Below are 22,015 nucleotides of genomic sequence, written 5' to 3'. Positions count from 1 at the left end.
GCGCGGCGGCCTCACCAGCGAGTTAACGCAGGTCGAGAATGTCCTCGCCGGTGCCGCGCGTTAACCCTGCGAAATCGAACAGCTTCGGGTCGAGCAGGTGCGAGGGGCGGGCGTTCATCAGCGCGCGGAACATCACCTGCCGGCGGCCGGGGCTGTTCTTCTCCCAACCGTCGAGGATCTGCTTGACCTGTTGGCGCTGCAGCCCGTCCTGGCTGCCGCAGAGGTCGCACGGGATGATCGGGTAGTTCATCGCGCTGGCGAAGCGCTCGCAATCGGCCTCGGCGACATGGGCGAGGGGGCGGTAGACGAACAGATCGCCCTCCTCGTTAACCAGCTTCGGCGGCATCGTCGCGAGCCGGCCGCCGTGGAAGAGGTTCATGAAGAAGGTCTCGAGGATGTCGTCGCGGTGGTGGCCGAGCACGACGGCCGAACAGCCCTCCTCGCGGGCGATCCGGTAGAGATTGCCGCGGCGCAGGCGCGAGCAGAGCGCGCAGAAGGTGCGGCCCGCGGGCACCTTGTCGACCACAATGGAATAGGTGTCCTGGTACTCGATCCGGTGCGGCACGCCCATCTTCTCGAGGAACTCCGGCAGCACCGTCGCCGGGAAGCCGGGCTGGCCCTGGTCGAGGTTGCAGGCGAGCAGCTCGACGGGGAGCAGGCCGCGCCATTGCAGCTCGTGCAGGACCGCGAGGAGGGTGTAGCTGTCCTTGCCGCCGGAGAGGCAGACGAGCCACTTCGCGCCGCGCTCGACCATGCCGTACTGCTCGATCGCCTCGCGGGTCTCGCGCACGATTCGCTTGCGGAGCTTCTTGAACTCCGTGCTGTCGGGCGCGCCCTCGAAGAGCGGATGGATGTCGTCGGCGTTGTCGAACATGGGCGCGGATATGGCAGGGAAAGTAGCGCGGGGGAAGAGATTCGGCCGCGCGTTAACCGGCTGTTCAGACTCAGTCGGGTACGTTGTCGATGCCCGAGCCGCCCCACGGGTGACAGCGCAGGATCCGCCGCGCGGTGAGCCAGCCGCCGCGCAGCGCGCCGTGCCGTTCGAGCGCCTCGAGCGCGTAGGCCGAGCAGGTGGGGTGGTAGCGGCAGCCGTGGCCGACCCAAGGCGACAGCAGCAGCCGGTAGGCCCGGACGGGCAGGGCGAGCAGGCGGGCGCCGGGGCTCACCGGTGCACCTCGGCGAGGGCGGCGGCGAGGTCGGCGCGCATCTGCGCGAAGGGCGTGACGTCGGTCGCGGTGCGCCGGCCGATCAGGACGTAGTCCCAGCCGGGGCGCCCGTGGGCGGGCAGCTCGAGGCGGGCGATCTCGCGCAGGCGCCGCTTGGCGCGGTTGCGCGCGACGGCGTTGCCGACCTTCTTGGAACAGGTGAAGCCGACGCGCGCGGGCCCCTCGCCACCCGGCCGCCGCCGGGCCTGCAGGTGGAATCCCGCGGTCCCCTTGCTGCGGCCGCGCGCGGCGGCAAGGAAATCGGCCCGCTCGCGCAGCCGCTCGATCGCCGGGCACGACGAAACCGCCGCAGGCGGGGCCTCGGCGGTGTCTTCGGGCGTATCGCTCATCGGGCAAGCCTCCGGGCGCGGCACGGCCGCTCCCGGCGCGGACTCAGGCGCTGAGCGACTTGCGGCCGCGGGCGCGACGGTTGTTCAGGATCTTGCGGCCGGCCTTGGTGGCCATGCGCGCGCGGAACCCGTGGCGGTTCTTGCGAACCCGGTTCGAAGGCTGAAAGGTGCGCTTCATCGCGTCTCTCCGTCTGTCGTGGCCGGTCCGCGCGGAGCGGATGCCGAGGCCAGCATCAAATTCGAAGCCCGTCCTCTAATGCGCCCCCCGCCGCCTGTCAACGCGACTCGCCCCCGGCGGCGCGAGTTTTTGGCGCTGCAACATTCGCCGCCCCCGCAGGCCTCATCCTGTAACAAAGTCGCCGCGCGCGCCACGGTGGATCAAGCACGCGTGACATGGCTGTGTCCGGGCGCGGTGCTGCGCCATGTTGCGTCGGAGCATGGCCCGAGGAGACGACATGACAGACTTGCCCCACGCGCGGCAGAACGCCGTGATCCGGCGCCTGCCGCTGATCGCCATCGCAATCGTCGCCGCCCTCGGCGCCTTTTTCCTGCGCGACCAGCTCAGCTTCGACGCGCTGCGCGACAACCGCGCGGCGCTGCTCGAGTTTCGCGACGCGAACTACGTGCTGACGGTGGCCGGCTTCATGCTGGCCTACGCGGCAATCGTCGCCTTCTCCCTGCCCGGCGCGACGGTGGCGACGCTCACCGGCGGCTTCCTGTTCGCGACCTTCCCCGGCGTGCTCTACAACGTCGCCGCCGCCACCGCGGGCGCCATCGCCATCTTCCTCGCCGCCCGCTGGGGCCTCGGCGAGCGGCTGGCGCAGCGCATGGAAGCGGGCGAGGGAATGGTGAAGCGCATCAAGGAGGGGATCGACGACAACCAGTGGTCGATGCTGTTCCTGATCCGCCTCGTCCCCGCTGTGCCGTTCTTCGTGGCCAACCTCGTGCCGGCGCTCGTCGGGGTGCCGTTGCGGCGCTACGCGATCACCACGTTCCTCGGCATCATCCCCGGCGCGCTCGTCTTCACGTCGGTGGGTGCGGGGCTGGGCGAGGTGTTCGAGCAGGGCGGCACGCCCGATCTCGGCATCATCTTCGAGCCGCGCATCCTGCTGCCGATCCTTGGATTGTGCCTGCTCGCGGCGCTGCCGATCCTGCTCAAGGCCGTGCGCGGCCGGAAAGGCCTCTGATGGAGCATATCGAGACCGACATCTGCATCCTCGGCGCCGGCTCGGGCGGGCTGTCCGTCGCCGCGGGCGCGGCGCAGATGGGCGCGCGGGTGGTGCTGCTCGAGGGCGGCGAGATGGGCGGCGACTGCCTCAATTACGGCTGCGTGCCCTCGAAGGCGCTGATCGCGGCGGCGCGGCAGGCGCACGCGATGGGCGACGGGCGGCCCTACGGCGTCGCGCCCCAGCCGGCGGAGGTGGACTATGCCGCCGCCAAGGGCCACGTGCACGAAGCCATCGCCGCCATCGCGCCGATGGACAGCCAGGAGCGATTCGAGGGGTTCGGCGTCAAGGTGATCCGCGAGTACGGCCGCTTCGTCTCGGAGACGGAAGTGGACTGCCCCGGCTACCGCATCCGCGCCCGCCGCTTCGTCATCGCCACCGGTTCGGGGCCGCTGGTGCCGCCGATCGAGGGGCTGGACGAGGTCGAGGTGCACACCAACGAGACGATCTTCGAGCTGCGCGAACGCCCGGAGCACCTGCTCATCATCGGCGGCGGCAACATCGGCATGGAGATGGCGCAGGCGCATGTGCGGCTCGGCTCGCGCGTCACCGTCATCGAGGGCAACACGCCGCTCGCCAAGGACGATCCGGAGCACACCGCGATCGTCCTCGCCCGCCTGCGGGAGGAGGGGGTGACCATCGTCGAGGGCGCGCACGCCGAGCGGGTCTCGGGCGGCGACGGTGTCACCGTCCATACCGGCCAGGGCGACTTCACCGGTTCGCACCTGCTCGTCGCGGTCGGGCGCAAGGTGAACGTCGACGCGCTCGGGCTCGACAAGGCCAACGTGGCGCACGACAAGCGCGGCGTCGATGTGGGCGAGGACCTGCGCAGCAAGTCCAACCGCCGCGTCTACGCCATCGGCGACGCGGCGGGCGGCATGCAGTTCACCCACCTCGCCGGCTACCACGGCGGCATCGTGGTGCGCTCGGCCGTGCTCGGCCTGCCCGCGAAGGCCAAGACGGGCCACATCCCCTGGGCCACCTACACCGACCCGGAGCTCGCGCAGGTCGGCCTGACCGAGGCGCAGGCGCGCGAGAAACACGGCGATCGCCTCACCGTGGTAAGCGCCGAGTACGGCCACAACGACCGCGCCGTCGCCGAGAAGCGCACCACCGGGCACATCAAGGTGATGGTGGTGCGCGGCCGCCCCGTCGGCGCCTCGATCGTCGGCCACCTCGCGGGCGAGCTCATCGGGACTTGGGCGATGGCGATCGCCAACGGGCTGAAGATGTCGGCCATCTCCAACACCGTTCTGCCCTATCCGACTTTCAGCGAGATTAACAAACGGGCCGCGAGCGCCTATTTTAGCCCAAAGCTCTTCGAGAGCGATCTGGTCAAGGGGGTGGTGCGTATCGTTCAGCGATGGCTGCCCTAGCGAAGGGAATGCATGCTGAATTCGCTCTCAGGGCGGTTCCTGGTCCTCACCACGGTCTTCGTCATGTTGGCCGAGGTCATGATCTTCGTGCCGTCTGTCGCGCGGTTCCGCGAGGATTACCTGCTGCTGCGCCTCGAGCGGGCGCAGATCGCGTCGCTGGCGCTGCTCGCCGACGAGTTGATCGACGCCGAGCTAGAGCGGGAGCTGCTCGACAATGCCGGCGTGTTCAATGTGGTGCTGCGCCGTGACGAGGTCCGCCAGCTGGTCCTGTCCTCGCCGATCCCCGAGGATATCTCCGCCACCTTCGACATGCGTGACGCCACGCCGCTGACCCTGCTCCACGACGCGATGCGGCGCCTGCTCGACCCGACCGACCGGATCATCCGCGTCATGGGCAGCCCGGTGCAGGACGGCGGGCTGTTGATCGAGGTCACGATGGAGACCGGTCCGCTGCGCGCCGCGATGATCGACTACGGCCTGCGCATCCTGGCGCTGTCGGCGGTGATCTCCGTCATCACCGCGCTGCTGCTGTTCCTCGCCGTGCGCGCGATCCTGGTGAAGCCGATCAAGGGCGTCATCGCCGCGATGCAGGCCTACGCCGACGCCCCCGAGGACGCCCGCCGCATCATCATCCCCCAGGCCGGCATCCGCGAGCTGCGCGAGGCCGAGCAGGCGCTCGCGTCGATGCAGACCCAGCTGACCGGCGCGCTCAAGCAGAAGGACCGGCTCGCCGGCCTCGGGGCCGCCGTGTCCAAGATCAGCCACGACCTGCGCAACATGCTGACCTCGGCGCAGCTCTTCACCGACCGGATCGAGGGCTCCGACGACCCGCTCGTGAAGCGGCTCGCGCCCAAGCTCGTCAATTCCATCACCCGCGCGGTCAACCTCTGCGAGACGGTGCTGGTGTTCGGCCGCGTCGAGGAGCCGCCGCCGGCGCTCAACCGCGTCAACCTCGCCGCCATCGTCTCCGACGTGATCGACAGCGAGCGCCTCGCCGCGGGCGAGCACGACATCTCCTTCGCCGAGGACATCCCCTACTCGATGACCCTGCGCGCCGACGGCGAACAGCTCTACCGCGTCCTGGCCAACCTCGTGCGCAACGCCCGCCAGGCGATCCTCGCCACGGGCAAGCCCGGCGAGATCTGCATCACCGCCGGCGAGGACGAGGAGACCTGGTGGATCCACGTCGCCGACACCGGCCCCGGCCTGCCCGCGCGGGCGCGCGAGCACCTTTTCCAGCCGTTCCAGGGCGGCGCGACCAAGGGCGGCTCCGGCCTCGGCCTCGCCATCTCCGCCGACCTCGTGCGCGGCCACGGCGGCCGCCTCGAGCTGCGCCGCACCGACGAGACCGGGACCGAGTTCGTGATCTCGCTCCCCAAGACCAGCATGGCGCTTCCCGCCGCCGCCGAGTGAGCCGGCCCGGCTGACCCGGCGAAAAGCGAAACGGCCCCTTGCGCTCCCCGGCCGGGTTCTCTAAATCCCGGCCTCACGCGCTGGTAGCTCAGTTGGATAGAGTACTTGACTACGAATCAAGGGGTCGGGGGTTCGAATCCTCCCCAGCGCGCCACTCCCCCTCACCGCCTATAGCTCCATCTCCTCGAGGCTGGACAGCTCGATGCCCCGCTTCTCGGCGCTGGCGCGCACCGCGTTGCGCAGCGGGGCGCTGCGCTTGAGCAGCGAGCGGAAGCGGGTCTCGTCGAGGACGAGCAGGGTCGAGGGGGCGATGGTGCGGACCTCGGTGCGCCGGGTCCGGTCCGACAGGATCGCCATCTGCCCGAACATCTCGCCCCGCCCCAGCCGCCAGGTCTGGCCGGCCCGCTCGAGCTCGACCGCGCCGGAGGCGATGAAGTAGACGCTCCGCAGGGGGGTGTCCTTGCGCACGATCACCCGGCCGGCGTCGACGTAGCGGGTGCGCAGCGAGCGGCTGAGCCGCCGCAGCGCCGCCTCGTCGAGATCGGCGAAGAAGGGGAACTGGCGCACGAGGACGGCGCGCTGCACCGCGAGGTCGAGGCGTGGGCGGGCCTCGGCGAGGGCGCGGCGGCCGGCGAGATCCTGCATCAGGGCGGTGTAGACCTCGGCCCCGATCAGTCCGTCCTCGCGCATCGCGGTGTATTCGCGCTCCTCCATCCGCAGCGCGGTGCGGCGGATGAAGCGGCGCTCCAGCTCCTCGGCATGGCCCGGATATTGCAGCCGCAGCCCCTCGAGCGCGGTCTCGACGATGTCGATCCGCCGGGCGAGCAGCTCGTGCAGCAGGTCGGCGACGCGGGGGCCGTGGATGCGGCGGATGCGGGTGTCGACGAAGGCGCCGAGGTCGCGCAGGATCAGCCGTTGCGACAGCAGCCGCTCGAAGCGGTCGGACGTCATCCGCACCAGCGGCGCCGACAGGCGCAGCCGGTTGTGCAGCAACACCGCCAGCCGGAACGCGCCGCCATAGGCGACGGAGCGCCGCGCCGCGCGCTGGTAGCCGTTGCGCCCGCCGACGCGGGTCGCCTCGATGAGCCGGTCGGCGTCGGACAGGATCGGTTCGGCCATCGCGCCCGAGATCGTCCGCTCGCGCACCCGGTCGAGGATGGTCTCGCGCTCGAAGCCCGCCAGCGCGATCAGCCCCAGCGTGATCCGGTCGCGCTCGAGGATGTCGGTGGTGTCCTCCGCGGCCTTCACCGCCAACTCGAGCCGCTCGCCGAAGGCCTTGGCTTCCGAGCGCACGATATCGCGCGACAGGGCGTAGGCCTCGGTGGTGCGCGCCACGTCCTCGCGCACGGTCTGCAGCGCGACGGCGACGACCTGCCGCGAGATCGCCTCGTCGATCGACGACAGCCGGTCGAGGCCGAGCCACCCGATCACCATCCGCAGGGTCGTGCCCTGCACCAGCAGGGTGAAGAGGGTGAAGCCCGTCGCGAGGATGCCGACCAGCCGCTTCACCTCGACGGGCACGCGGAAGCTCTCGGTCACCGCCAGCGCCAGCGCCAGCGTCACCGCGCCGCGCAGGCCGCCCCAGAGGATCGCGGTGCGATAGGGGCGCTCGACGACGGGGGAGGCGCGCAGGAGCGTCAGCAGCGGCAGCAGACCGAACAGGATCACCGCGCGCGCCGCGATGGCGGCGAGGATGACGACGCCGATCAGCAGGAAGTCCCCGGGCCGGGTGCCCTCCAGCAGGCGCGGGATCAGCAGCGCGGCGAGGATGAAGATCAGCGCCCCGGCCCAGTGGGCGAGCAGGTCCCAGACCTCGCGCAGGTTGAGCCACGCCTGCGGCGGCAGCCGGCCCGGCCCGGCGAGGTTGAGCGTCAGGCCCGCCGCGACGACGGCGATGACGCCCGAGGCGCCGATGCTCTGCTCGGCGCCGATATAGGCGAGGTAGGGCAGGGCGACGGAGACGGAGATCACCGCCAGCTCGTGCCGCCCGAACAGCGCCATGACCCACAGGCCGACCCGCGCCGCCAGCCAGCCCGCCGCCGCACCGCCGCCGATCAGGATCGGGAAGCGCGCCAGCGCCGGGCCGATCTCGGGGTCGGGCACGCCGCGCATGACGAAGCCCATGAACAGGCCGAACAGCGCGATGGCGGCGGCGTCGTTGAGCAGGCTCTCGCCCTCGATGATCCGCGCCAGCCGGCGCGGCGCCGAGATCGAGCGGAAGATCGAGACGACGGCCGACGGGTCGGTCGTCGACACGATCGCGCCGATCAGCAGGCACGCCACCAGCGGCAGCGGGCTGACCCACGCCAGCGCGTAGCCCACGCTCAGCGTCGCCACGACGACGGCCACCACCGCGAGCACGAGGATCGGCACCCAGTCGTCGAGCATCCGGCGCAGGTTCATCCCCAGCGTCGCCTGGAACAGCAGCGTCGGCAGGAACACGTAGAGGAACACGTTCGAGCGGATCGGCAGGCCGAGGATCGCCTCGGCGACGGGGTTGAGCGCGTCGGTCAGCTCGGTGCGCAGGAAGAACAGCGCGGCCACGCCGATCATCATGCCGAGCACCGCGAGGATCACGCTGTAGGGCAGCCGAAGGCGCGCCGCGAGCGGCTCGGCGGCGGCGATGACGAGGAACAGCGAGGCGATGACCGCGGTGATCAGAACGATGTCCATGCCGAGGGAATACCACCTCGCGCGGGCGAGACCATCGCCTGTCGGCGCCGCGCGCGTCCTCGATTCGCCTCAATTTCGGGCATCGAGCGCCGCAGCCCGCTGATCCGCCTGTCGATTATCGCTGCGCGGGGCAGCCGGCCGCATGCTATATTGCCGCCATTCAATGACGGAGTGGCATCATGCGGATCATTATCTCCGCGCTGCTGGCGGGCCTCGTGGCCGGGCCGGTCGCCGCGGACCATCTCACCCAGATCGCCGGGCAGTACCTGTGCAAGCACGCGATGGACCCGCTCAGCGGGCTCGCCGACGACAAGCATTACTGGGAGTACCAGCTCACCGCCAATGCCGACGGCACCTTCGGGATGCAGGGCTACTACTTCAACTTCGCCCTCGGCCAGATCGGCATCCAGGGGGGCGGGCAGTACGATCTCGCGCCCGACATCGAGCCCGACGCGGTGCGCTTCCGCGGCCAGCTGACACGCGCCAACGGGATGCAGGAGCCCTACCAGATGACCGTGCGCCGCCTCGACGGGCGGCAGATGTACGTGCAGGTGCGCACCCAGACGCACATGGTCAACATCACCTGCGAGCGCTGAGGCTCACAGGTCGTCGAGCACCGGGGCGGCCGCGCCGGGCTCGTGGGCGTAGGACAGCGCCGAGAAGCTCGCGCGCCCGTCGGCGATTAGGATCTCGATGCGCGTGCGGTCCATCACCGCCTCGAGCCGCACCGGGCCGGGGCAGGGGATGCGGGCGGTGCTGTCGACGGCGAAGGCCGGCACGTCGGCCCCGTCCAGCCGCCCGTCGCGCAGCAGCCGCGCGCTCACCATGTCGCCCGCGCGGCGCAGCTCCAGCGTCGGCGCGTCGGGCGCGAGGCGCAGGTGGCGGGCCGCGCCGTCGGCGAGCTCGAGCGTCTCGTCGATGCGCCAGAGGCCGTCCGTCTGCCGCCGCTCGCCGAGCCCCACGCGGGCGACCGGGCCGAGGTCGGTGAAGGCGTGGCAGAGGCGCGGGCCATCGGGGCTGTCCTCCAGCCGCAGCACCCGCGCGAGGCTGAGGCTGCCGCGCCAGTCGGCGCCGTCCAGGGTCTGCTGGGCGTAGGCCCAGTTGTTCATCCAGGCGAGCATCGTCCGCTGCGGCGCGCCCGAGAAGGTCTGCGCAGCGTAGAAGTCGGGGCCGTGGTCGAGCCAGAGCACCGTTTCGGGGCTGTCGGCGCAGGTGAAGGTCGTGCCGTCGAAGTCGCCGACGAAATACTGCGTCGCCGATCCGCCGGTGACGCCGCCGGTGGCGACGCCGACCACCAGCACCCATCGCCGCGCTCCGTCGGGGGCGTCGAGGGGGAACAGGTCGGGACACTCCCACGGATGCTCGCTGTGCGCGCCGTGCCCGGCGCCGAAGCGGCTCTCGGCGCGCCATTCGACGAGGTCGGGCGAGCTGTAGAAGCCGATCTCCTGCCCCAGGGTGATCACCATGATCCAGCGGCCGCTTTCGGCGTGGAAGATCACCTTCGGATCGCGGAAATGCCGGTACTCGGCATCCTCGAGCACCGGGTTGCGCTCGAAGCGGCGGATGCCGTCGAGCCCGGGCCCGGCGAGGGCGAGGCACTGGCGCTCGCGCGCGTCGCCGGGCGGCGGCGCGTCGAGCGGCTGGTGGCCGGTATAGACCAGCGCGTAGGCCGCGTCGCCCAGCGCGGGGGCGAACGGGCCCTCGCTGGCGGCGACGGCGCTGCCGGAGAACGCCTCGCCCTCGTCCGGGTCGGGCGCGAGGGCGACGTCGAGCTCGCTCCAGTTCAGCAGGTCGTCGCTGACCGCGTGGCCCCAGTGCATCGGCCCGTGTGTGATGCCGGCGGGGTTGTACTGATAGAAGGCGTGCCACTGCCCGTCGGCGTGGATCAGGCCGTTCGGATCGTTGATCCAGCCGGTGCGTGGCGTGAAGTGGACGAGCGGCCGCGGGTCGTCGCCCGCCGGCGCGGGCGTGGCGGGCGCGCGCGGTGCGGGGGTGTCGGCCGTGCGGGTCTTCACCGCGCCGCGGAAGCGGTCGACGCGGTAGGGGGCCAGGTGGATCTCGGGGCTGCGGCCGTCGACGAGGTCGGCGATGAGGCGGGCCGTCGCGGGAGACTGGGTGAGGCCGAGATGGCCGTGACCGAAGGCGAGCAGCACCTGCGGCGCGCCAGGCGCCTGTCCGATCACGGGCAGCGAGTCCGGCAGCGACGGGCGGAAGCCCATCCACTGCCGTCCGCCCTCGGTGCGCAGCCCGGCAGGAAGCGGCGCGCCTTGCGCAGCATCGCCTCCGCCCGCGCCATGCGCGGCGGCCGCGTCAGCCCGCCCAGCTCGACGGCGCCGCCGATGCGCACGCCCTCGCCGATGCGGCTGGCCACAAAGCCGTGCTCGGCGAAGGTGACCTGCGTGCGCAGGTCGAACGCGCCCGACGGCAGGGTGGTGTTGTAGCCGCGCTCCGTCTCGAGCGGCGGGCGCAGGCCGAGGCCCTCGATCACCGGCAGCGACCACGCCCCGCAGGCCACCACGGCGCGGTCGGCCGCGACCGGCCCCGCGCGCGTCTCGACCACCACGCCCTCGCCCTCGCAGCGCACCGCCTTCGCCTCGGCCTCGCGGATCGCGCCGCCGCGCGCGCGCAGCCGCTCGGCCAGCGCCTCGACCCACGCCTTGGGATCGACGACGTTGATCCAGTCCGGCGTGAACGTCCCGTGCACGAAGTCGGGCGCGAGCCCCGGCTGGACCTCCGCGAGCGCCCCCGCACCGCGCAGCACGTCGAGGGTCACCCCTGCCGCCCGCGCCTCCTCGCGCGCCGGGCCGGCGGCGTCGAAGGCGGCCTCGCTGCGATAGACGCTGAGCTGCCCCTGCCGGCGCAGCAGCCCCTCCAGCCCCTGCGCCGCGACCAGCGCCTCGAGCTCGCGGCGTGACAGCGCCATCAGCGCCGCCTGCGCGGTGACGGCGGCGCGGTAGCGGTCGGGGCGGCTCGCGCGCCAGAACCGGACCAGCCACGGCGCGATGGGAAGCAGGTAGCCCGGCGGGATGCTGAGCGGCCCGTCCGGGTCGGCCAGCCACTTCGGCGCCTGCGTCATGATGCGCGGCGTCGCCAGCGGGATCACCTCGGAGAAGGCGAAGCCCCCGGCATTGCCCTGCGACGCGCCCGCCGCAATGCCCTCGCGGTCGAGCACCGTGACCCGGTGGCCTCGCCCGGCCAGGGCCAGGGCGGTCGTGATGCCGATGACCCCGGCGCCGATGATCGCGATGTGCATGTGCCGGCTCCTCCTCGTCTGGGCGTTTGTTAGCACGGCGTCCGGCGCGGGCCAGCCCTCATCCCGTCATCCGCTCCGTGACCAGCGCCATGAGCCGCGCGGCGAGCGGCGTGAGCGGCCGGGCGCGGTGGCGGATCAGGTGGTAGGGCGAGATGACGATCTCGCGGTCGAGCGCGAGGCGGCGCAGCGGCATCCCCGGCCCCGCGATCAGCTCCGCCACCTCGCGCGCCACCGGGGCGACGAGGTCACTCTGCGCCAGCAGCGCCATCGTCACGAGCGTCGAGCTGGTGTTGACGATCTCCGTCGGCGGCGCGAGGCCGGCGGCGACGTAGGCGGCCTCCATCGCCGCGCGCATCGGCGTGCCCGACGACTGGATCACCCAGCCCGCCCCCGCCAGCGCCGCCAGCGGCACCCGGTGGCGGGGCAGGGGATGGCCCTCGCGCACCACGAGGCGGACCTCCTCCACGTGGCTGTCGAGCAGCTCGAAAGTGCGCGCGTCGAAGCCCTGCGCGAGGCGGCAGACGGCGAAGTCCAGCTCGCCCGCCTCGAGCGCCGCCATCAACTCGCCGCTCGGGCCGACCTCGACGTGAATGTCGGTGTCCGCCCGCTCCACCCCCAGCGCCCGGATCGCCGGGGCGACGATGGCCACCGCCGCGCCCGTCACCGCGCCGATCCGCACGGTGCCGAAGCGGCCGGCGCGGAACGCCGCGAGTTCGGCGGCGGCCTCGTCGAGCTCGCTCACCAGCCACCGCGCCCGCCGCGCCAGCACCTCGCCCAGCGGCGTCGGCCGCATCCCCTTCGGGTGCCGCTCGAACAGGGGTGCCCCGAGCGTGCGCTCCACCTCCGCCAGCATCCGCGAGGCGGCGGGCTGCGACACCGCCAGCACCTCGGCGGCGACCGACAGCTGCCCCTGCGAGGCGATGGCGTCGATCAGCCGGTAATGGCGCAGCTGCAGCTTGGCGAGGTCGTGGCTCATGGCCGTCCATCGCATACCAAATGCGTCATGCACATGCGGCGAAAACGGATTTGCATGATATGCCGCCGCTGGCGTAGCGTCCGCACCACACCCGCGGCCCGGCGCCGCCTCGGCAGACAGGAGAGGAAGATGGCGTTCAAAGCCGCTAAATGGCCCCGCAAGCTGCGCTCGCAGGAATGGTTCGGCGGCAACAGCCGCGACAACATCTACCACCGCGGCTGGATGCGGAACCAGGGCTTCCCGCCGGACCTGTTCGACGGCCGCCCGGTGATCGCGATCCTGAACACCTGGTCGGAACTCACCCCGTGCAACGCCCACCTGCGCGACCTCGCCGAGCGGGTGAAGCACGGCATCTACGAGGCCGGGGGCTTCCCGCTCGAGGTGCCCGCCTTCTCCGCCTCCGAGAGCGCCTTCCGCCCGACCGCGATGATGTTCCGCAACCTCGCGGCGATGGCCGTCGAGGAGCAGATGCGCGGCCAGCCCATCGACGGCTGCGTGCTGCTGGTGGGCTGCGACAAGACCACGCCGTCGCTGCTCATGGCCGCCGCCTCCACCGACCTGCCCTCCATCGTCGTCACCGGCGGGCCGATGCTCAACGGCTACTTCGCCGGCGAGCGCGTGGGCTCGGGCACCCACCTGTGGAAGTTCTCCGAGGCGGTGAAGGCCGGCGACATGACCCAGGAGGAGTTCTCCGAGGCCGAGGCGTCGATGTCGCGCTCGGCGGGCTCGTGCAACACGATGGGCACCGCCTCGACGATGGCGAGCATGGCCGAGGCGCTGGGCATGGCGCTGTCGGGCAACGCCGCGATTCCGGCCGTCGACAGCCGCCGCCGCGCGATGGCGCAGGTGACGGGGCGGCGCATCGTGCAGATGGTCAAGGACGACCTCAAGCCCTCCGACATCCTCACCCGCGAGGCCTTCGAGAACGCGATCCGCACCAACGCCGCCATCGGCGGCTCGACCAACGCGGTGATCCACCTGCTCGCCATCGCCGGCCGCGTCGGGCTCGACCTCAGCCTCGAGGACTGGGACCGGCTCGGCCGCGACGTGCCGACCTTCGTCAACCTGATGCCGTCGGGCGAGTACCTGATGGAGGAGTTCTTCTACGCCGGCGGCCTGCCCGTCGTGCTCAAGCGGCTCGGCGAGGCCGGGCTGCTCAACAAGGACGCGCTGACCGTCTCGGGCGAGACCGCCTGGGAGCAGGTCAAGGACGTCAAGCACTGGAACGACGACGTCATCCTGCCGCCCGAGCGCGCGCTCGCCCAGTCCGGTGGCGTCGCGGTGCTGAAGGGCAACCTCGCCCCCAGCGGCGCGGTGCTCAAGCCCTCGGCGGCGACGCCCGAGCTGATGGTCCACCGCGGCCGCGCCGTCGTCTTCGAGGACATCGACGACTACAAGGCCAAGATCAACGACCCCGACCTCGACATCGACGAGACCTGCGTGATGGTGCTCAAGAATTGCGGGCCCAAGGGCTATCCGGGGATGTCGGAGGTGGGCAACATGGGCCTGCCGCCGAAGGTGCTGAAGAAGGGCATCACCGACATGGTGCGGATCTCCGACGCGCGGATGTCGGGCACCGCCTACGGCACCGTGGTGCTGCACACCTCGCCCGAGGCCGCCGCGGGTGGCCCGCTGGCGATCGTGCGCGACGGCGACATCATCGAGCTCGACGTCCCCGCCCGGCGGCTGCATCTCGACCTCTCCGACGAGGAGATCGCGCGGCGGCTGGCGGAGTGGAAGAACCCGATCGAGCCGCCCGCGAGCGGCTATGCGCGGATGTTCCACGACCACGTGCAGGGCGCCGATACCGGGGCCGACTTCGACTTCCTCAAGGGCTGCCGCGGCGCGCCGATCCCGAAGGACTCGCACTGATGGCGCAGGCCGTCGCCCTCGTCGGGATCGGCAAGATCGCGCGGGACCAGCACGTCCCGGCGCTCGCCGCCAACCCCGACCTCGCGCTGGCCGCCACGGCCAGCCGCAACGCGCAGGTGGAGGGGGTCGAGGCCCATTCCGACCTCGCCAGCCTGCTCGCCGCGCGGCCCGACATCCCGGCGGTCTCGCTCTGCACCCCGCCGCAGGTGCGCTACGCCGACGCCCGCCGCGCGCTCGAGGCGGGGCGGCACGTGATGCTCGAGAAGCCGCCGGGCGCGACGCTTTCGGAGGTCCATGACCTGGTCGCGCTGGCGCGGGCGCGGGGCGTCACGCTGTTCGCCTCGTGGCACTCGCGCGAGGCCGCCGCCGTCGGCGCGGCGCGCGACTGGCTCGCCGGCAAGAGCATCCGCAAGGTCGAGGTGATCTGGAAGGAAGACGTGCGCCGCTGGCACCCGGGCCAGGAGTGGATCTGGCAGGCCGGCGGGCTCGGCGTGTTCGATCCCGGCATCAACGGCCTGTCCGTCCTCACCGCGATCTACCCGCGCGGCCTGTTCCTGCACCGCGCCGATCTCACCTTCCCCGAGAACCGCGACACGCCCATCGCCGCCGACCTCGCCTTCACCGACCCCGGCGGCGCCGAGGTCGGCGCCGCGTTCGACTGGCGCCAGGAGGGCGAGCAGAGCTGGGACATCGTGCTGACCTGCGACGAGGGCACCGCGCGGCTCTCCAAGGGCGGCGCGGAGCTGGCCGTCGACGGCGACATCGTCGCGACCGGCGGCGACGGCGAGTATGCCGGGCTCTACGCGCGCTTCGCCGAGCTGATCGCGGCCGGCGAGAGCGACGTCGACCTCGCCCCGCTGCGCCACGTGGCCGACGCCTTCCTGCTCGGCCGCCGTCTCGTCACCGATCCGTTCCACTTCTGAGGCCATCCCCATGCAAAGCCCGCTCACCGGCATCCTGCCCGTTGCCCCCACGCCATTCCACGACGACGGCACGCTCGACCCGCAGGGGATGAGGAACGTCGTCGACTGCCTGATCGACCAGGGCGTCGACGCCTTCTGCATCCTCGCCAACTACTCGGAGCAGTTCCTGCTGTCGGACGACGAGCGCACCGAGATGCAGCGCGTCAGCCTCGAGCACAACGCGGGCCGCGTGCCGGTGATCGTGACGACGAGCCATTTCTCCACCGACATCGCCGTCGCCCGCGCCAAGGCGGCCGAGGCGATGGGCGCGTCGATGCTGATGATGATGCCGCCCTACCACGGCGCGGGCCTCAAGGCCGACGACGAGGGCATCATGGAGCACTTCCGCGCGGTCTCCGACGCGGTGTCGATCCCGATCATGGTGCAGGACGCGCCGCTCTCGGGCGTGACGCTGTCGGTGCCGCTGCTGGTGCGGATGGCGCGTGAGATCGAGAATGTCTCCTACTTCAAGATCGAGTGCCCCTTCGCCGCCGACAAGCTCGCCGCGCTGATCGAGCAGGGCGGCGACGCCATCGTCGGGCCGTTCGACGGCGAAGAGGCCGTGACCCTGCTCGCCGACCTCGACGCGGGCTGCACCGGGACGATGACGTCGGGGCTGTTCCCCGAGCATATCGGCGAGATCGTCCGCGACTACCTCAAGGGCGACAAAGAAGCCGCGCTGAGGGGTTGGCAAAGGTGCCTGCCGCTCATTAATCACGAGAACAGACAATGCGGGCTTCGCGCCTGCAAGACCGTCTACGCCGCGGGCGGCGTGATCGGCTCGGACCATGTGCGCCATCCGCTGAAGCCGATGTCGCAGCGCACCAAGGATCGGCTGCTGGACCTCGCCCGCGATCTCGACCTCATCGCCCTGAAATGGGGCAAGTGACGACTGACATAGGAGCCCGACACATGGACGGAGCGACCCCCTTCACCCCGCATGGCCGCCACCTGATCGCCGGCGAGTGGGTGGCCGGCGACGCCACCTTCGCCTCCGAGCCCGCGAGCGGGCCGGCGCACGACTTCTCCGTCGGCACGCCCGCCCACGTGGACGCCGCCGTGACGGCCGCCGAGGAGGCCTTCTGGAGCTACGGCTACTCGAGCCGCGAGGCGCGCGCGAAGTTCCTCAACACCATCGCCGACGAGATCGAGGCCCGCGCCGAGGCGATCACCGCCATCGGCAGCGCCGAGACCGGCCTGCCCGAGGCGCGCCTGCAGGGCGAGCGCGGCCGCACCGTCGGCCAGCTGCGGCTCTTCGCCGACCACATCCTCAAGGGCGACTACCTCGACCGCCGCCACGACGAGGCGCTCCCCGATCGTCAGCCGCTGCCGCGCCCGGACCTGAAGATGGTGCAGCGGCCCATCGGCCCGGTCGCCGTCTTCGGCGCGTCGAACTTCCCGCTCGCCTTCTCCACCGCCGGGGGCGACACCGCCGCCGCGCTGGCCGCCGGCTGCCCGGTCGTGGTCAAGGGCCACTCCGCGCACCCCGGCACCGGCGAGATCGTCGCCGAGGCGATCAAGGCCGCCGTCGAAGCGTGCGGGATGCCCAAGGGCGTGTTCTCCCTCGTGCAGGGCGGCACCCGCGAGACCGGGCAGGCGCTGGTGCAGCACCCGCTGATCAAGGCCGTCGGCTTCACCGGCTCGCTCGGCGGCGGCCGCGCGCTGTTCGACCTGTGCGCCCAGCGTGACGAGCCGATCCCGTTCTTCGGCGAACTCGGCTCGGTCAACCCGATGTTCCTGCTGCCCGAGGCGATGTCCGCCCGCTCCGCCGAGATCGCCAAGGGCTGGGCCGGCTCGCTGACCATGGGCGCGGGGCAGTTCTGCACCAACCCCGGCATCGCCGTGGTCCGCGCCGACCAGGCCGAGGCCTTCGCCGAGGCCGCCAAGGCGGCGCTGGCCGAAGTGGGCGAGCAGGTCATGCTGACCGGCGGCATCGCCAAGGCCTACCAGGAGGGGACCAAGCGCGTCGGCGCGGGGCAGGGCGTGCGCGAGCTGCTCAAGACCACCTGCGAGGGCCGCACCGCGACGCCGTACCTCTACATGGTCAAGGGCTCCGACTGGGTGGGCAACCACGAGCTGGCGGAAGAGGTCTTCGGCCCGCTCGGCCTGATCGTCACCGTCGAGAGCGACGAGGAGATGCGCGAGGTGGCCCAGAGCTTCGCCGGCCAGCTGACCGTGACGCTGCAGATGGACGACGGCGACACCGAGCTCGCCCGCTCGCTGATGCCGATCGTCGAGCGCAAGGCGGGCCGGCTGCTGGTCAATGGCTTCCCGACCGGCGTGGAGGTCTCCGACACGATGGTCCACGGCGGCCCCTACCCGGCCTCCACCAACTTCGGCGCCACCTCCGTCGGCACGCTCTCGATCCGCCGCTTCCTGCGGCCGGTCTGCTACCAGAACATGCCCGACGCCCTGCTCCCTGCGGACCTCGCCTGAGCGATCAGGCCCGGACGCTGACTGACCCGGCGCAGGCGGCTGCGCCGGGTTTTTTGTTGCCTTGCCGGCGATTGGGTGGGGTGCGCAATGAATGCGCACCCTACGGGCGGGCGGCCTCGCGGAGGGCGGTGATGGCCTCGCCGTAGGGGGCCGGGTCGTCGGCGGAGCCGTGCTTGAAGATCGCGGAGCCGGCAACGAGCATGTCGCCGCCCGCGGCGGCGGCGAGGGGGGCGGTGCGGGTGTCGACGCCGCCGTCGATGCCGATGGTGATCGGGCGGTCGCCGATCATCGCGCGCAGGCGGCGGATCTGCTCGAGCTGGCTCTCGAGGAAGGACTGGCCGCCGAAGCCCGGATTGACCGTCATCACCAGCACTGTGTCGCAGAGGTCGAGCACGGGGCCGGCGACCTCGACGGGGGTGCCGGGATTGAGGGCGAGGCCGGCCTTCATGCCGTGGCCGCGGATCGCCTGCAGGGTGCGGTGGATGTGCGGGCCGGCTTCGTAGTGGGCGCTCAGGATGTCGGCCCCGGCCTCGGCGTAGGCGTCGATGTAGGGATCGACCGGGGCGATCATCAGGTGGACGTCCATCACCGTCTTCACGTGCGGGCGCAGGGCCTTCACCATCTGCGGGCCGAAGGTGAGGTTGGGCACGAAGTGCCCGTCCATCACGTCGACGTGGATCATGTCGGCGCCCTGGTCCTCGACCGCGCGGACCTCGCGGCCGAAGTCGGCGAAGTCGGCGGCGAGGATCGAGGGCGCGATGGCGACGCGGCGCTCAGACATGGATCGCCCCGTCGCCGCAGGCCAGCGCGGCCTCGCGCACCGCCTCGGAGTAGGTCGGGTGGGCGTGGCAGGTGCGGGCGATGTCCTCGGCGGCGGCGCCGAACTCCATCGCGACGCAGATCTCGTGGATCAGGTCTCCGGCCATGGGGCCGATGATGTGCGCGCCGAGGATGCGGTCGGTCTCGGCGTCGGCGAGCAGCTTGACGAAACCCTCGCCGGCGAAGTTGGCCTTGGCACGGGCGTTGCCCATGAAGGGGAACTTGCCGACCTTGTAGGCGCGGCCCTGCTCCTTGAGCTCTTCCTCGGTGAAGCCCACGGCGGCGACCTCGGGGTGGGTGTAGATGACCGAGGGGATCACCCCGTAATTGACGTGCGGGTGCTGCCCGGCGATGCCCTCGGCGCAGGCCATGCCCTCGTCCTCGGCCTTGTGGGCCAGCATCGGCCCCTTGATCGCGTCGCCGATGGCGTAGATGCCCGCGACGTTGGTGCGGAAGTGGTCGTCGGTCTTGATCATGCCGCGCTCGAGCTCGACGCCGAGCGCGTCGAGGCCGAGCTTGTCGGTGAAGGGGCGGCGGCCGGTGGAGACGAGGACGGTGTCGGCCTCGAGGCTGGCGTCGCTGTCGTCCTTGCGCAGCTTGTAGTGGACCGTCGCCTTGCCGCCCTTCGTCTCGACCGACTGCACCGCGGCGCCGAGGACGAACTCGAAGCCCTGCTTGCCGAGCATCCGCTTGAACTGCTTGGCGACCTCGCCGTCCATCGTCGGGGTGATCTGGTCGAGGAACTCGACGACGGTGACCTCGGCGCCGAGCCGGCGGTAGACCGAGCCGAGCTCGAGCCCGATGACGCCGGCGCCGATCACGACCATCTTCCTGGGCACCTTGCCGAGCTCGAGCGCGCCGGTGGAGGTAACGACGGTCTTCTCGTCGACCTCGACGCCCTTGAGCGCGCTGGGCTCGGAGCCCGAGGCGATGACGATGTGCCTGGCGTTGTGGGTCTCGTCGCCGACCTTGACCTTGCCGGCCTCGGGGATCGAGCCCCAGCCCTTGAGCCAGTCGATCTTGTTCTTCTTGAACAGGAACTCGATGCCGCCGGTGTTTTGCGAGATGGTCTTGTCCTTGTAGGCGAGCATCTGCTTCCAGTCGACGGACGGGCTTTTGCCCTTCAGGCCCATCTCGGCGAAGTTGTGCTCGGCCTCGTGCAGCATCTCGGTGGCGTGGAGCAGCGCCTTGGAGGGGATGCAGCCGATGTTGAGGCAGGTGCCGCCGAGGGTGTCGCGGGCCTCGACGCAGGCGGTCTTGAGGCCGAGCTGGGCGCAGCGGATGGCGCAGACATAGCCGCCGGGGCCGGAGCCGATGACGATCACGTCGTAGTCTGCCATGGGTTTGTCCTTTCGTTTGGCCGGGGAGGGGGCTGCCTGCCCCCGAGGCGCGTGCCGCGCCTCCCCCCGGGCATATTTTCAGCCAGATGAAGCGAAGAGGGCGATCAGGATCATCGCGAGGCTGGCGAACCAGGCGACGGCGAAGAAGAGCGAGCGCCAGGGCACCCAGCCGAAGGCGTAGGCGGGCACGTAGAGGGCGCGGGCGACGAGGTAGGCGGCGGCGAGGCCGGCGGTGAGGGGGGAGGCGGCGCCGGCGAGGGTGACGAGGACGCAGGCGATGGCGAAGAGCAGCAGCGCCTCGTTGTGGTTGTCGTAGGCGCGGTAGAGGCGGCCGGTGCGGGGCGAGACCTGCTCCGCCAGGGGCGCCTTCAGCCGGTGCGGGTCGCGCGGCGAGAGGGTCTTGCCGGGGCCGAGCTCGAGATTCGCGGGAACCGCCATGAGGACGAGCTGGGCGGCCTGGAGCAGGGCGGCGAGGGCGAGGGCGGTGAGCTCGAAGGTCATCGCGCGGCCTCCAGGCGGGCGGTGTCGAGCCAGGCGCGGCAGGCGGCCTCGGCGGCGGCGACGCCCGGAAGCGCGCGCAGCTCGGCGAGGGCGGCGTCGGTGGCGGGGCGGTGGCGCAGGATGCTGGTGTCCTCGACGTCGTTGCGGTTGGCGCGGCGGTGCCACTGGGAGCCGACGCGGTACTTGCCGGCGCCGCTGGTGTTCTCGCCGCGGCCGCGGGCGCGCTTGAGGGAGAACAGGTCGGGCGACTTGACGCCGTAGTGGTTGATGCAGGCGTGATCGAGGCGCAGCGCCTTCCCTACGGGGAAGAAGCGGACACGTGGTGCGGTAGCGGACAGCTGTCCGTTGGCAATGCGCTCGCCGGCGGCGTTGACGAGCACCGGGTCGGCGACGCGCGGGTCGGTCGGCATGTGGGCGTGGGCGTGGCCGAAGCGGTCGGGGCGGAACAGGCACTTGAAGTAGGCCTCGTCGGGCGCGGGCGGGCCTTCGCGGCGGGTGAAGTGCGGCAGGGTGGCGCCGGGCCAGGCGGCGTGGCCGTTGTCGCCGAAGTTGCGCCAGCCGAGCGCGATGCAGTCGGCGTCGGGGGCCTGGGCGAGGAGGACGTGGACGCGGCCCGCGCCGAGGTGGACGTTGAGGAACTCGTCGGCGTCGATGTGCAGCACCCAGGGCGCGCGGCCGCGCAGGTGGTCGAGGGCGCGTCGCGCGCCGCTCGCCTGGGGCGCGGTGCCGGGGGGCACGTCGTTGCGGATGTGGGTGACGGCGCCGGCGGCGTGGAGGCGGTCGAGCAGAATGTCGGAGCCGTCGGTGCAGTCGTTGCTGCAGACGACGATCTCGCCGAAGCCGATGGCGCGGTGGTAGGCGAGCCACTCGAGCAGGTGCGCGCCCTCGTCGCGCATGCAGGACATGATCGCGGGAGTCATTGAAGGAGTTTCCTTTGGCAGGAGTAACTATTCCCTTTCGAGTGGCCCCTGTAGAAGTTTCGGAGGTTCGTCCCTCTCAAGCATAATTGGTTCATCGCTCTGTGCGTCTTGCTCCACTCCGATAAGTGCCGTGATGGTACCAATCGCACCTGGTGCATCAGCGAGGAATCCTGTTGTAGTCACGAGCCCGGCGCCAACTATGGATAGGATCATAAGTACATTCCGTACGTCGATGATCCCTTCGTCGATGATCTCCTCTATCTGCTCGAGCTTCTTGTTCAACTTCATCTTCCGATTTTCGGGAATAGAGGAGGTTTCAATAGATTTCCTCAGTACGTCGATCTGGAGCTGAATCTCGGAGCGAGTTGCGGGACTTAGGAGCGTCAGCTTCTCTTCTTCTCCTCGGCGAAGTATGTTCTCCAACTTCATTTTCCCGACAGCCCGCCTCATTCTGTAGTGAAGGCTAGAGTCATTTCCGGGAGTTATTGGAAGGTGAATCCCCAAAGCTTCTGCGGACGTTTCTAAGACACTTGAATACTCATCGAAAACTAGATTATCGAAATCGGGCTGGCTATCGTCAGTTACTAGATTATCGACCATCTCGTTAGCGGCATCGAACATCGCGAAGAAGCGATCGAGGGGTTTTTCCGGCAGCTTCTCCGGCTGCAGAAACGCGAAGATGTACTTCATTCT

Annotated in this window: 21 protein-coding genes and 1 tRNA gene; 9 read left to right on the top strand and 13 right to left on the bottom strand. The window is 70.9% G+C overall.

The genetic code is table 11. The features are described from left to right. Positions 1 to 22: 22 nt before the first annotated feature. From ttcA to rpmH, 4 genes are all read right to left on the bottom strand, one after another. Entirely contained in the window at positions 23 to 874 is an 852-nt protein-coding gene (gene ttcA, locus OG2516_RS08180) for a tRNA 2-thiocytidine(32) synthetase TtcA (RefSeq protein ID WP_007255175.1), read from the bottom strand. Between the two features lie 70 nt (positions 875 to 944). Beyond that, positions 945 to 1,166 (bottom strand): membrane protein insertion efficiency factor YidD, encoded by a 222-nt coding sequence (yidD, locus tag OG2516_RS08175; protein WP_007255174.1) that lies wholly within the window; start codon positions 1,164 to 1,166, stop codon positions 945 to 947. Next, on the bottom strand, positions 1,163 to 1,555 hold the full coding sequence (gene rnpA / locus OG2516_RS08170; RefSeq protein WP_007255173.1) for a ribonuclease P protein component: 393 nt from the start codon (positions 1,553 to 1,555) through the stop codon (positions 1,163 to 1,165). The genes yidD and rnpA overlap by 4 nt, the downstream gene beginning before the upstream one ends. 43 nt (positions 1,556 to 1,598) lie before the next feature. Further along, positions 1,599 to 1,733, bottom strand: coding sequence for a 50S ribosomal protein L34 (rpmH, locus tag OG2516_RS08165; RefSeq protein ID WP_007255172.1), 135 nt, complete (start codon positions 1,731 to 1,733; stop codon positions 1,599 to 1,601). Positions 1,734 to 2,010: 277 nt separating this feature from the next. Here rpmH and OG2516_RS08160 point away from each other — a divergent pair, with 277 nt between their 5' ends. The 4 genes from OG2516_RS08160 (at position 2,011) to OG2516_RS08145 (ending at position 5,724) form a co-directional block, all read left to right on the top strand. Continuing rightward, on the top strand, positions 2,011 to 2,742 hold the full coding sequence (locus OG2516_RS08160; protein WP_007255171.1) for a TVP38/TMEM64 family protein: 732 nt from the start codon (positions 2,011 to 2,013) through the stop codon (positions 2,740 to 2,742). Then, entirely contained in the window at positions 2,742 to 4,157 is a 1,416-nt protein-coding gene (locus OG2516_RS08155) for a dihydrolipoyl dehydrogenase family protein (RefSeq protein ID WP_007255170.1), read from the top strand. Before OG2516_RS08160 ends, OG2516_RS08155 begins: the two co-directional genes overlap by 1 nt. 12 nt (positions 4,158 to 4,169) lie before the next feature. Beyond that, positions 4,170 to 5,570: a sensor histidine kinase gene (locus OG2516_RS08150; protein WP_007255169.1), complete on the top strand. Its 1,401-nt coding sequence runs from the start codon at positions 4,170 to 4,172 to the stop codon at positions 5,568 to 5,570. A gap of 77 nt (positions 5,571 to 5,647) precedes the next feature. Continuing rightward, positions 5,648 to 5,724, top strand: a tRNA-Arg gene (locus OG2516_RS08145). Between the two features lie 14 nt (positions 5,725 to 5,738). Here the strand turns inward: OG2516_RS08145 and OG2516_RS08140 are convergent. Beyond that, on the bottom strand, positions 5,739 to 8,243 hold the full coding sequence (locus OG2516_RS08140) for a cation:proton antiporter (protein ID WP_007255168.1): 2,505 nt from the start codon (positions 8,241 to 8,243) through the stop codon (positions 5,739 to 5,741). 179 nt (positions 8,244 to 8,422) lie between these two features. On the opposite strand from OG2516_RS08140, the gene OG2516_RS08135 reads away from it, so the two are divergent. Further along, positions 8,423 to 8,839 carry a hypothetical protein gene (locus tag OG2516_RS08135; protein ID WP_007255167.1) on the top strand — a complete coding sequence of 139 codons (417 nt, stop codon included), beginning with the start codon at positions 8,423 to 8,425 and terminating at the stop codon, positions 8,837 to 8,839. A 3-nt stretch (positions 8,840 to 8,842) separates the two neighbouring features. On the opposite strand, the gene OG2516_RS20710 is transcribed toward OG2516_RS08135, so the two are convergent. From OG2516_RS20710 to OG2516_RS08120, 3 genes are read right to left on the bottom strand one after another with little or no spacing between them, the layout of a single operon-like run. Then, positions 8,843 to 10,462, bottom strand: coding sequence for an FAD-dependent oxidoreductase (locus tag OG2516_RS20710; protein ID WP_007255166.1), 1,620 nt, complete (start codon positions 10,460 to 10,462; stop codon positions 8,843 to 8,845). Next, complete coding sequence (locus OG2516_RS08125) at positions 10,423 to 11,496, bottom strand: NAD(P)/FAD-dependent oxidoreductase (RefSeq protein WP_007255165.1); 1,074 nt, start codon at positions 11,494 to 11,496, stop codon at positions 10,423 to 10,425. The genes OG2516_RS20710 and OG2516_RS08125 overlap by 40 nt, the downstream gene beginning before the upstream one ends. A gap of 58 nt (positions 11,497 to 11,554) precedes the next feature. Next, positions 11,555 to 12,472 carry a LysR family transcriptional regulator gene (locus tag OG2516_RS08120; protein ID WP_007255164.1) on the bottom strand — a complete coding sequence of 306 codons (918 nt, stop codon included), beginning with the start codon at positions 12,470 to 12,472 and terminating at the stop codon, positions 11,555 to 11,557. Between the two features lie 129 nt (positions 12,473 to 12,601). On the opposite strand from OG2516_RS08120, the gene araD reads away from it, so the two are divergent. The 4 genes from araD to OG2516_RS08100 are packed head-to-tail and all read left to right on the top strand — an operon-like array spanning position 12,602 to position 17,742. After that, positions 12,602 to 14,344 (top strand): L-arabinonate dehydratase, encoded by a 1,743-nt coding sequence (araD, locus tag OG2516_RS08115; RefSeq protein WP_007255163.1) that lies wholly within the window; start codon positions 12,602 to 12,604, stop codon positions 14,342 to 14,344. Beyond that, positions 14,344 to 15,267: a Gfo/Idh/MocA family protein gene (locus OG2516_RS08110; RefSeq protein WP_007255162.1), complete on the top strand. Its 924-nt coding sequence runs from the start codon at positions 14,344 to 14,346 to the stop codon at positions 15,265 to 15,267. The genes araD and OG2516_RS08110 overlap by 1 nt, the downstream gene beginning before the upstream one ends. Positions 15,268 to 15,277: 10 nt before the next feature. Beyond that, positions 15,278 to 16,195 (top strand): dihydrodipicolinate synthase family protein, encoded by a 918-nt coding sequence (locus OG2516_RS08105; protein WP_007255161.1) that lies wholly within the window; start codon positions 15,278 to 15,280, stop codon positions 16,193 to 16,195. A 23-nt stretch (positions 16,196 to 16,218) separates the two neighbouring features. Continuing rightward, positions 16,219 to 17,742: an aldehyde dehydrogenase (NADP(+)) gene (locus OG2516_RS08100; protein WP_007255160.1), complete on the top strand. Its 1,524-nt coding sequence runs from the start codon at positions 16,219 to 16,221 to the stop codon at positions 17,740 to 17,742. A 100-nt stretch (positions 17,743 to 17,842) separates the two neighbouring features. Here OG2516_RS08100 and rpe read toward each other — a convergent pair whose 3' ends face one another. The 5 genes from rpe to OG2516_RS19925 form a co-directional block, all read right to left on the bottom strand. After that, entirely contained in the window at positions 17,843 to 18,523 is a 681-nt protein-coding gene (gene rpe / locus OG2516_RS08095; RefSeq protein WP_007255159.1) for a ribulose-phosphate 3-epimerase, read from the bottom strand. Then, a complete protein-coding gene (gene lpdA, locus OG2516_RS08090) occupies positions 18,516 to 19,901 on the bottom strand; it encodes a dihydrolipoyl dehydrogenase (protein ID WP_007255158.1) in 1,386 nt (461 codons plus the stop codon). Before lpdA ends, rpe begins: the two co-directional genes overlap by 8 nt. Positions 19,902 to 19,979: 78 nt before the next feature. Next, entirely contained in the window at positions 19,980 to 20,402 is a 423-nt protein-coding gene (locus OG2516_RS08085; RefSeq protein ID WP_007255157.1) for an MAPEG family protein, read from the bottom strand. Continuing rightward, positions 20,399 to 21,322 (bottom strand): glycosyltransferase family 2 protein, encoded by a 924-nt coding sequence (locus OG2516_RS08080; protein ID WP_007255156.1) that lies wholly within the window; start codon positions 21,320 to 21,322, stop codon positions 20,399 to 20,401. The genes OG2516_RS08085 and OG2516_RS08080 overlap by 4 nt, the downstream gene beginning before the upstream one ends. Positions 21,323 to 21,349: 27 nt before the next feature. Beyond that, complete coding sequence (locus OG2516_RS19925) at positions 21,350 to 22,012, bottom strand: hypothetical protein (RefSeq protein ID WP_156799298.1); 663 nt, start codon at positions 22,010 to 22,012, stop codon at positions 21,350 to 21,352. Positions 22,013 to 22,015 lie beyond the last annotated feature (3 nt).

The organism is Oceanicola granulosus HTCC2516, assembly GCF_000153305.1.
In the GTDB taxonomy this organism is placed as follows: Bacteria; Pseudomonadota; Alphaproteobacteria; order Rhodobacterales; family Rhodobacteraceae; genus Oceanicola; species Oceanicola granulosus.
This window is presented reverse-complemented; position numbering and strand designations above follow the sequence as displayed.